The organism is Halomonas sp. BC04 (assembly GCF_000568385.1).
Genome location: NZ_AZQX01000117.1, coordinates 1 through 8,343 on the forward strand (window position 1 = coordinate 1; position 8,343 = coordinate 8,343).

The window sequence follows — 8,343 nt, forward strand, 5'->3', positions numbered from 1 at the left end:
TTGCGCTTCCACGAAGCCCAGAAGAAGAGTCTGCTGAGCCGCATGTTCGGAGGAGGTCGCCGGTGAAGTTGCTCGAATTCCTGAAGCGCGAACGCAAGAAGTCCGCGTCGGTCGCCAAGGAGCGACTGCAGATCATCGTGGCCCACCAGCGCAGCCAGCGCGGTCAGCCGGATTACATGCCGATGCTGGAGAAGGAGCTGCTGGAGGTGATTCGGCGTTATGTCCAGGTGGATGACGATGCCATCAACATCAGCCTGGACAGCGAGGACAACTGCTCGGTGCTGGAGCTCAACGTCACCCTGCCACGCAGTTCATAGTCGAGCACTCGGCCGGCGTGCTGGTTGGCCGGTTTGAAGCCTGGCTGAGGCATCGGCGAGGCTATGATAGGCTGTGCCACTCAGCGACGCAGAGTCAGGAGACACCGCGCCCATGGCGAAGCCCGATGCCGCCCCGATGACCTTTCTGTGGCACGACTACGAGACCTTCGGCGCCGATCCGCGTCGCGATCGACCCTCGCAGTTCGCTGCCATTCGCACCGATGCCGACTTCAACGAGATCGGCGAGCCCGTCGAACTCTTCTGCAAGCCCGCCGACGACTACCTGCCGCACCCCCAGGCGTGCCTGATCACCGGCATCACCCCGCAGCAGGCGCGCCGTCGAGGCCTGCCGGAGGCCGAGTTCGCCGGGCACATCCATGCGCTCATGAGCGAGCCCGGCACCTGTGCCCTGGGCTACAACAGCTTGCGTTTCGACGACGAGGTCAGCCGCTGCCTCTTCTATCGCAACCTGCTCGATCCCTACTCCCGGGAGTGGCAGAACGGCAATTCCCGCTGGGACCTGATCGATGCCGTGCGCGCCTTTCACGCACTGCGACCGACCGGCATCGAGTGGCCGCACCGCGAGGACGGTAGTCCCAGCTTCCGGCTCGAGGACCTGACCGCTGCGAATGGCATCGCCCACGAAGGCGCTCACGATGCCGTGGCCGACGTACGTGCCACCATTGCCCTGGCGAAGCTGCTCAGGGGCTGCAATCCCCGCCTCTTCGATCACCTGCTTGAGCTGCGCAAGAAGCGTGAAGTAGCGCGTCGGCTCGACGTGCCCGGCCGCAAGCCTGTGCTGCACATCTCTCGCCGCTATCCCGCGAGCCGCGGCTGCAGCGCGCTGGTGATGCCGCTCGCCGAACATCCCACCAACCCCAATGGGGTGATCGTCTACGACCTCTCTGTCGACCCTGAGCCGCTGCTGACCCTGAGCGCCGAGCAGATTCGACAGCGCATCTTCGTCAGCAACGACGACCTGTCCGAGGGCGAGGCGCGTATTCCGCTCAAGGTGATCCACATCAACCGCAGCCCGGTGATCCTGCCGGCGGCGGCCTTGAAGGATGTGGAGGGGCCACGGCAGGGCGAGTATGGCGATATCGTCGAGCGACTGGGTCTGGACCTGCCCGCCTGTCGTGCACACTGGAAACGCCTGGCCGACAGCACCGACGCGGCAAGCAAGGCCGTGGAGGCTTTCGCCGCCCCTCCTCCCGAGGGGCCACGTGATCCGGACCTGATGCTTTACTCCGGCGGCTTCTTTTCGCCAGCCGACCGCCAGCAGATGCAGCGGGTGCGCGATACCGACCCCTGGGACCTGGTGGATACCCGCTTCGCCTTCCAGGATGCACGGCTCGAGGAGATGCTGTTTCGCTACCGGGCCCGCAGCTATCCGGAGACCCTTTCCAGTGAAGAGCTGGTGCGCTGGGAAGCCTTCCGCTGGGAGCGCATGAACGACTCGGCGGTGGCCGGTTTCACCCTGAAGGACTTCGCCCGGGAGATCGAGCGGCTCAACCAGGTGGCGCTGAGTGATCGCGACCGCCAGGTGCTTGAGGAACTGGTGATGCATGTGGAGGCAATGATGCCGCCCCAGGCCTTCGACTAGGCTTGTCCGAAAACTGGGTATCAGCGGAACCATGAAGCGACAGCGCCCGGCCATTTGGCCGGGCGCTGTCGTTGAGGTGCTGCTGTTGAGACGGTGGCTGGATGCCGAAAGGATCAGTCGTCGGCCTCCGGCATGGGCGCCAGGTGTTGCGTCAGGTTGGCCACGTCGCTTGGCTCGTCGCCCGGGTCGAAGCTGATGGTGGCGATGGCTGCTTCGCGCAGTTCGGGCCAGGCTTGGCTCAGCTCATCGGCGCTGACGTCGAGCACCCGTGCGGCCAGGCGCTCGCGACGGTCGAAGTCGGTATCGCCGAAAGAGAGGGCGCGCCACAGCCGATTGGTGCGCCCGGAGAGGCTGGTGTCACGCTGCAGCAGGTTGTCGTGCACGGCCTGTCGATACGCTTCCAGATCGTCATCGTCCATGGCGGCCAGTTGTTCGCCGAAGGCGTCCAGGAAGGTGTCGATATGGGCCAGGATCTCGTCGCTGGGAGTATCCGGCGACTGCACCAGAAGGCTTAGACCCGGCGCGTCGAGCAGCGGCGAGTAGCTGGCGCTGACCACGTAGCCTAATTGCTCCTCGGTTCTCAGGCGCTGGTAGAAGGGGGTGTCGATCACCTGGCCGAGTACGGCGAGGCGGGCCTGGCTCTCCAGTGAGCGGTCGCTGCCCTGCAGATAGCGCAGTACCAGCGACTCCTCCCGCGAGGTGACCGGGTGAAGTGTCGGCAGGCCCTCCTCGATGCGCAGCGGTGTCAGGTCGGGAATCGCCTCCTTCGGCGCTCGAGGTTGCAGCATTTCAGCCATCAGGCGCCCCTCCTGAATGGCCAGCTCTTCGTCGAGATTACCCACGGCCAGGGCCTCCATGTGCAGGTCGGCGAGGAAGGCGTCGCGGAAGTCGCGGAGTGCCTCCACATCGAGGGCTCGGCTGGCCTCCAGCAGGTCGTCGGTGGGCCATTGCGGCCGCACCAGGGCTTCGGTCAAGGTGCGGTGGGCCTGGCGGAAGAGGGCGGCCTGGGGTGCGTTGCGCCACTCCCGCTGCAGGCGATAGCGTGCACGCTCGAAGTTGGCCTCGTCGATCTCGCCCTGCTGGAGCTGCGTCAGGGTACGCTGCATGACCCGGTCCTGGCGATCGCGCCAGCCGGAAAAGGAAAGGGTGATGCCGCGGGCATGGGCATAGGCCTCGGCATGGTGACCGGCCAGGCGGGCCGCATAGAAGTCCTCGTTGAGGCTGTCGTCCAGCCAGCCTGCCAGCAGGTGGGCCAGTGCCGCTTGTCGCGGGTCAGAGTTGGCGGCCGGGTGCTGCAGGCTGATGCGCCACTCCGCCTTCGGCGTGTTGAAGGAGGCATCCGCCATGTGCCAGAGGGCGAAGCTCGGCTCGTCCAGCAGCTGAGAGGGCCGCTCATGCTGCGCTTCCAGCAGTGTCAGATCCTCGGCGATGAAAGGGTTGGGCTCGGGCAGGGCCAGGCCGGCCAGGGGTTCCGCCCGCGCCGGGTCATCGGCGCTGACCTCACGCCAGGGGGCATTGAACCAGGGCGAGAGCTCAGCGCCTTCGACATCGGGGGCGCTGTAGAGCCGCAGCAGCCGGTCGGGACGCAGGCCGTCGAGATACTGCATGACCAGTTCCCGGTCGAAACCGTCCATGCGGTAGGCGGCATACTGCACGTCTTCCACCGGGAAGCGGGCCAGGTTCATGGCCAGGCGCATGGCGCCCTGCAGCGGTGAGCCATGCTGCTGGAAACGGAACTGCTGCTCGGCCAGCTGGGCCTGCTCGTCGTAGCGCCACTCGTCGAGGCCCGACTCGCGGATCTGGTCGATGGCGGCGAACAGGGTGGCCTCGATCTCGTCGAGCCGCTGGGCACCGGCAGGCGTCAGGCTGATGCTGACGGTGAACAGGGCGTCGCGCTCGTCGCTGCGACCGACGCCCGCGGAGAGGCCGTCGGCCAGCCCGGCCTCGCGCAGCACCGCCAGCAGGCTGCCCTCTCCCTCGTGTCCCAGCAGGTGGGCCAGGTAATCGGCGGGCTTGTGTGTGTAGTGCTGGATCGGGTCGGGGACCGGGAACATGAAGCGCACATGGCGGCTGTCCCTGACCGACTGCATTTCCAGCTGCAGGGGCAGGTCCTTTTCGAGCACCAGCGGTTCCTCGATCACCGGACGCTCCAGGCCCCGGTCGGCGATATCGGCGAAGCGCTCGGCGACCATCGTCTCGAGCTCGTCCAGCGAATGGGGTGCGACCAGGGCGAGGTGCATGACGTTGGCGTCGTAGTAGCGTTCGTAGAAATCGATCACCCGCTGGCGCAGCGTTGCTTCTCCCTCGGGCGGGTCGAGCGTCTCGCGGCTGCCGACCGAGAACCCGACGGTGGGATTGTCGGGGTTGAGCACCTGGTTGAGCACGTCGATCTCGCGTCGCCCATCGTCGCGGATGCGGGCCATGTACTCCGAGTGCACGATGTTGCGTTCACTCTCCAGCTGGTCGGGATTGAACAGCGGCGTCAGGAAGAATTGGCTGAAGCGGTCCAGCGCCCCGGTCAGGGCCTCTGGCTCGATGTCGAAGAAATAGTTGGTGTCCTGTGGCGCGGTGAAGGCGTTGTGGCTGCCGCCGTGGCGACGGAGATAGCCCTGGTAGGCATCCGCTTGGGGAAAGGGCTCGGTGCCGAGGAACAGCATGTGCTCCACGAAGTGGGCCAGCCCGGCCAGGTCGTCGGGGTCCTGGGCGCTACCGACACCCACGTTCATCGAGGCGGCTGCCCGGTCGGCGTCGGGGTCGCTCACCAGCAGGGCGGTGAGGCCGTTCTCCAGGGTCACTACCCGGTAGTCCCTTGTATCGTGAGGACTGACCCGGGGGGCGACGACGTCATCGACCGCGGCCTCGGCGCTCTGCTCGGTGGGTTGTGCGGCGACGGCTGTGGAAAAGAGCGCGCCGGCCAGCAGCAGCCCGGCAAGCGGAACGGGCCAGGGCCGTTGGGCCTGGCGGTAGGTAGCAAGACTGGACATCATATCTCCTGGTCACTCCAGCGCAGCATGGGCCCGGTGGGATGCGCGCAGGCTGGATCCTGATTCTTGGGGTCGTTCACTCGTCTAGATACCGGAAAAGCGCCCAACAGTTCCCCTGGGGCGGGACGCAGCAGGGCCTTGGCTGTCGGAAGTGGCGTCTGCGGATCCAGCCAGCAGGCGGCATCCTCGGCGGCGATCAACGCCGGAAGCCTGTCGCTGAGTGGCGCCAGGGGGGCGGCCGCCGGCACGGTAATCAGGGCCATGGAGTCGGCATGCTCGCTGAGGCTGGTGTGATAGCGACACCAGAGTCCGGCCAGCAGCAGGGGGCCTCGGTCGACCCTGGTAACCAGGAAGGGTTGCTTGAAACGCGGCTGAGGCTTCCAGACATAGACGCCGCCCACCGGGACCAGACTGCGTCGCGCGGCGAAGGCTTCGTGGAACATGCGTCGCGACCCCAGCGACTCGGCGCGGGCGCAGTGGGGGGCATGATCAAGTACGGTGAGCCACGGCGGCGTCAGGCCCCAGAAGACCGGCGATAGTCGAGCAGCACCACCCTCAAGGCGAATTTGCGAAACCGGCCGCCGCGGCGACAGGTTGGCCGCGGTGATCAGTGGGGCGTCATGGCACAGGTCCGGCAGCAGTCGAGCGAGATCGAGGGGGGGGATGAAGAGTCGACCGGCCATGGTTTCTCCGCGAGTCGGGTCATTCAGGGTAGCCAAGTCGAACTCGGCTGAAAAGGGCTTGATGCGTAATGGTCGAAAACAGTGTTCGATGTGCGCTATCCTAAGTCACGCGAGGCATGGCAGCCGCCACGCCATGCTTACGAGTTGATCACCGCCCTGCGAGGAATTCATGGCCCGTCCCCGACAGCATGCGCCCGAGGCGCTACATGCCCAAGTCATGGCGGCAAGCGATGCCTGGCTGCAGGGCAATCCCGTGCATACGCTGTCACTTCGCGCCCTGGCGCGTGAGGTCGGCTGTGCACCGAGCACCCTGCTCAAGCTCTACGGCAGCTTCGGCAATCTGCTGCAGCATGTGAACATCGAGACGCTGGCGCGCCTGCGCACGGTTATCGAACCCTTGACCGAAGGCGCCTCTCCCGAGCGGCAGCTCAACGCCCTGGCTCGTGCCTACTGGCAGTTTGCCCAGCGTGAACCCTATCGCTGGCAATTGCTGTTCGACTACCCGCTGGCCCAGGAGGGTGAGCTCGATCAGCGTCAGTCCGACATGATCGAGGCCCTTTTCCTTCGGGTCGAGGCGAGCCTCAAGGAGTACCAGCCGGCGCTGGGCGACCTGGAGGCGAGACGGCTGGGGCGTACCCTGTGGGGCAGCGTTCACGGCCTGGTCCAGCTTGGCCTCAACGAACGACTGGGCTACTGGCAGGGGCAGCAGCTAGAGGTCGGCGAGCTGCTCGACCAGCTGCTGGTCACCATTCTTGCCGGTCTCAGGAACAGGTCTGATATCGCGTGAACCTGGCCTTCCTCGGGATCTTCGGCACCCTGATGGCGGCGGGTGCCTGGCGCGTTGCCCGCGCGCCACGACCGATCATTCGGCGACTGATCTATCTGCTCATTCATTGCCTCTACCGCTTGCGCTTTCGTGGCCGGAGCTTCATACCGGCCAAGGGTCCGGCGGTGGTGGTCTGCAATCACGTCAGCTTCATGGATGCCCTGGTGGTCGGCGGGGCCAGTCCTCGACCACTGCGCTTTCTCATGGACCGGCCGATCTATGACTCTCCCTGGCTCAACTGGCTGTTCCGCCTGGTGGGGGCGATACCGGTGGACTCCGACCGGCATGATCCCGGCGGTGTGCGTCGTGCGCTGGAGGAGGTCAGCCGGGCGTTGCGCAACGGCGAAGTCGTGATGCTGTTTCCCGAAGGTCGACTGACACCGGACGGCGAGGTGCACACCTTTCGCCGTGGGCTGGAGACGATCCTGGCACGGGACCCGGTGCCGGTGATTCCGGCGGCTCTGGCGGGGCTATGGGGATCCTGGACATCCCACTGCGATGGGCCTGCCCTGTCCAAGCGTCCCCGGCGCTTCCGCGCCCGAGTGGCACTCTATTTCGGTGAGCCGGTGCCACCCCGCCTGGCGCGGCGCGACAGGATGGAGGCCCGGGTGAGGGCGCTGAAAGCCGAGGCCGACGGCTGGGCCTGCCCTGTCAGCAAGGGGTAATCCCCTGGGCAAGCAGGGATCACTCCTGGCGCCGTCGGGTTGTCCGCGGGGGCTGCGGCCAGCAGCGTGCAGCGGTGATCAGGTTGTCGCGCACGTCGAGTATCTCCATGCGGATGATGCCGATCTGCAGGCAGGCAGGACCGTCGGGAAAGGATTCGAGATGCTCCAGGATCAGGCCGTTCAAGGTCTTGGGGCCATCGGTGGGCAACTGCCAGCCCAGCATGCGGTTGATGTCGCGGATGTTGGCCGTGCCGTCGATGACGTGGCTGCCGTCATCCTGGCGATGGATGTCCTGGTCCTGGCCTGCCACGTCGGTGGTGAATTCGCCGACAATCTCCTCGAGTATGTCCTCCAGCGTCACCAGTCCTTCCACATCGCCATACTCGTCCACCACGATGCCGATCCGCCGCTTCTGCTTCTGGAAGTTGAGCAGTTGCGTGTGCAGTGGGGTCGACTCGGGAATGAAATAGGGCTCCCGCGCTTCCTGGACGATGGAGGCCTTGGTCACTTCATCCCGGGACAGGAAGCGCGCGGCGTTGCGCAGATGCAGCATGCCGATGATGTTGTTGATGTCGCCCTTGTAGATGGGCAGGCGCGTGTGCTGGCTGGTGCGGATCTGGGTCAGGATCGCCGGAAGTTCATCATCCAGATCGATGCCCACCACTTCGTGGCGTGGCACCATGATGTCATTCACCGTCACGTTTTCCAGGTCCAGAATCGACAGCAGCATGGCCTGGTGGCGGTGGGGGATCAGGGTGCCCGCTTCGTGCACGATGGTGCGTAGCTCGTCCCGGGTCAGGTTGTCACCGCCACCCTCGATGCTCTTTACCCCCAGCAGCTTGAGCAAGCTGTTGGAAATGACGTTGACCAGCCACACCAGCGGGTAAAGCAGCTTGAGCAGAGGCTCCAGCGCACGTGACGCGGGGTAGGCGATGCGCTCCGGCTTCACTGCGGCATAGGTCTTGGGTGTGACTTCGGCAAAGATCAGGATGGTGATGGTGAGCAGCGTGGTGGCAACGGCAGGGCCGGTGACTTCGCCGAAGTAGTGGATGGCGATGATGGTGGCGATGGAAGCCGCCAGGTTGTTGACGAAGTTATTGCCGATCAGGATCACGCCGATGAGTCGATCCGGGCGAGCCAGCAGGCGCATGACGCGGCGGGCGCGACTGTCACCGCTATTGGCCTCGTGGTTCAGCCGATAGCGGTTGATCGACATCATGCCGGTCTCGGAACTGGAGAAGAAGGCAGAAAGACAGACGAGTAGG

At 65.5% G+C, this 8,343-nt stretch carries 7 protein-coding genes; 4 read left to right on the forward strand and 3 right to left on the reverse strand.

What is annotated here, in order from left to right; genetic code table 11:
* The first annotated feature begins 62 nt into the window (after positions 1 to 62).
* Together minE and sbcB are read left to right on the forward strand one after the other, a co-directional pair.
* Positions 63 to 317 (forward strand): cell division topological specificity factor MinE, encoded by a 255-nt coding sequence (gene minE, locus Q427_RS08265; RefSeq protein WP_043512823.1) that lies wholly within the window; start codon positions 63 to 65, stop codon positions 315 to 317.
* A gap of 112 nt (positions 318 to 429) precedes the next feature.
* Complete coding sequence (sbcB, locus tag Q427_RS08270) at positions 430 to 1,920, forward strand: exodeoxyribonuclease I (RefSeq protein WP_043512825.1); 1,491 nt, start codon at positions 430 to 432, stop codon at positions 1,918 to 1,920.
* Between the two features lie 113 nt (positions 1,921 to 2,033).
* Here sbcB and Q427_RS08275 read toward each other — a convergent pair whose 3' ends face one another.
* Positions 2,034 to 4,904 (reverse strand): insulinase family protein, encoded by a 2,871-nt coding sequence (locus tag Q427_RS08275; protein ID WP_197030554.1) that lies wholly within the window; start codon positions 4,902 to 4,904, stop codon positions 2,034 to 2,036.
* A complete protein-coding gene (locus Q427_RS08280; RefSeq protein ID WP_043512830.1) occupies positions 4,904 to 5,587 on the reverse strand; it encodes an SOS response-associated peptidase in 684 nt (227 codons plus the stop codon). Before Q427_RS08280 ends, Q427_RS08275 begins: the two co-directional genes overlap by 1 nt.
* Positions 5,588 to 5,756: 169 nt before the next feature.
* On the opposite strand from Q427_RS08280, the gene Q427_RS08285 reads away from it, so the two are divergent.
* Both Q427_RS08285 and Q427_RS08290 read left to right on the forward strand, forming a co-directional pair.
* Complete coding sequence (locus tag Q427_RS08285; RefSeq protein WP_043512832.1) at positions 5,757 to 6,374, forward strand: TetR/AcrR family transcriptional regulator; 618 nt, start codon at positions 5,757 to 5,759, stop codon at positions 6,372 to 6,374.
* A 32-nt stretch (positions 6,375 to 6,406) separates the two neighbouring features.
* Positions 6,407 to 7,078 carry a 1-acyl-sn-glycerol-3-phosphate acyltransferase gene (locus tag Q427_RS08290; RefSeq protein WP_043512835.1) on the forward strand — a complete coding sequence of 224 codons (672 nt, stop codon included), beginning with the start codon at positions 6,407 to 6,409 and terminating at the stop codon, positions 7,076 to 7,078.
* A 19-nt stretch (positions 7,079 to 7,097) separates the two neighbouring features.
* Here the strand turns inward: Q427_RS08290 and Q427_RS08295 are convergent.
* Positions 7,098 to 8,343 (reverse strand): HlyC/CorC family transporter (locus Q427_RS08295; RefSeq protein ID WP_043512836.1); only part of this gene is annotated, 1,246 nt, incomplete at its 5' end.